Annotated in this window: 3 protein-coding genes; all 3 read right to left on the bottom strand. The window is 28.9% G+C overall.

Annotated features, from left to right (window positions below; translation table 11 throughout):
- Positions 1-271: 271 nt before the first annotated feature.
- Positions 272-691, bottom strand: coding sequence for a hypothetical protein (locus tag LS70_RS09815; RefSeq protein ID WP_034291508.1), 420 nt, complete (start codon positions 689-691; stop codon positions 272-274).
- A 166-nt stretch (positions 692-857) separates the two neighbouring features.
- Entirely contained in the window at positions 858-995 is a 138-nt protein-coding gene (locus LS70_RS10020; RefSeq protein WP_161594718.1) for a hypothetical protein, read from the bottom strand.
- Positions 982-1,600: toxin-antitoxin system YwqK family antitoxin (locus LS70_RS09820; protein ID WP_442907018.1), on the bottom strand; the 619-nt coding region annotated here is incomplete at its 5' end. The genes LS70_RS09820 and LS70_RS10020, both read right to left, overlap by 14 nt.

Below are 1,600 nucleotides of genomic sequence, written 5' to 3' on the forward strand. Positions count from 1 at the left end.
TAAAGATAAATCAGGAGTTGTTTGTAGAGTTTTTACTTTAGGAGTAAGGATTTTTCTTCTTGTTTTCTTAGCCATTAAGAATCCTATGGGAGTTTAGAATTGTTAGTAATAAGTAATTTTCTCATTTACTCCCTTTAATTAAAATTGTTAATATGAACTTGGCTTACAATATAATTTTTCTTGTTTGCCATTTGTGTTTTTCCATCTAAAGTGGAATTGGATTGCAAATAAACTTATTATTATCGCTTGTTTCACATTAAAAGCAAATTAGTTAATTTGGGCACAACACATACTTTCCACACACTTCAAACATACACCATTGAATTAAAGTATCATTCAAAAATTCTAAACTAAACACATCTTGAGGATTATATTTTATAGAATTCACAAATAGAAAAATAAATTTATTTCCTTGAAGTATTATCTTATCTTTATAATCTTTTACTATCAAATCTATACGCTCCATAGGGGTATAAATTATTATACTTCTACTTTCTCTATCAAATTGCAATCCTTGTTCTTTAAAGTATTCTTCATTGCCACAAGTTTTTGCTATCTGTGATTTATTTGTTTGATAACAAACAAATTTTTTATCCCAAAAACTTCTACCTTTAGAATCCACTACATCTAGGTCATTTGCGCATAATTCACACAAGCAAACACACAATAAGATTATTGCTATATTTTTCATCGCACATTTCCTCATCTTCACCATAAAACTCTCTAAGTTCGCAAGAATCATAATCCCTATCATCATCTTCTACATAAAGGCTATCATAAATTTCATGGGCATTTTCTTCTAAGTCTTTTATCCAAGCTTCTTTGCATTCTCCTTGTAATTCTTGTGCATCATAAATCTAGTTTTCATTTTTTCCTTGTTCTATCGCCTCATCTGGTAACATTTGTATATAAGGATTATCTTCCTCTAAACTATCTAATGTATTCTTTAATATCCCTTGATAAATTTCTCTTGTTATTTGTTTAGCTCCAGCCATTTATTGCCTCCTTTAATCTTTGCACTATTTCTTTTAAATCATTACCTGATGTGATAGATTTTACAAAATTTCCATATTCATCAAACTCTTCTACTTTTTCTTCTTCAAAAATCATCTTATACCACATTACACCATTCTCTCTATACCAAAATTGCTCTCCTGCTGCTTCATTATCTTGAAAATAACCTTGAATTTTTAGATTCCCATTTTCATAAAATATTTGCTGGATTCCATCAAGCTGTCCATTTTTCAAACAATATTTTGCCTCTAAATTTCCATTTTCATAATAAAATAATGAGCAACCATTGCCTTTTTTAACAATCTGCATAGATTTTAAGTTTCCATTAGGATAATAACTCATAATTTTATCACTTACCTTGCCATTGCGCACACTAACTTTATAGGTTATATTTTTCTTCACAGAAGACATTGTTCCATCAAAAGGGCGCAATTGGTAAATATCATAAGCAATCCCCTTAAAGATGAATGTTTTTGTCTGTTCTCCATTTAAATTAATAGCATTATGGGTATTTTTATAAGAATAAAAGCTAAAGATAATGAGAGATAATACACAAAGAGTAATGGAAAGAGTTTTTAGATAAGCC

This window comes from Helicobacter sp. MIT 11-5569, from assembly GCF_000765695.2.
Taxonomy (GTDB): Bacteria; Campylobacterota; Campylobacteria; order Campylobacterales; family Helicobacteraceae; genus Helicobacter_D.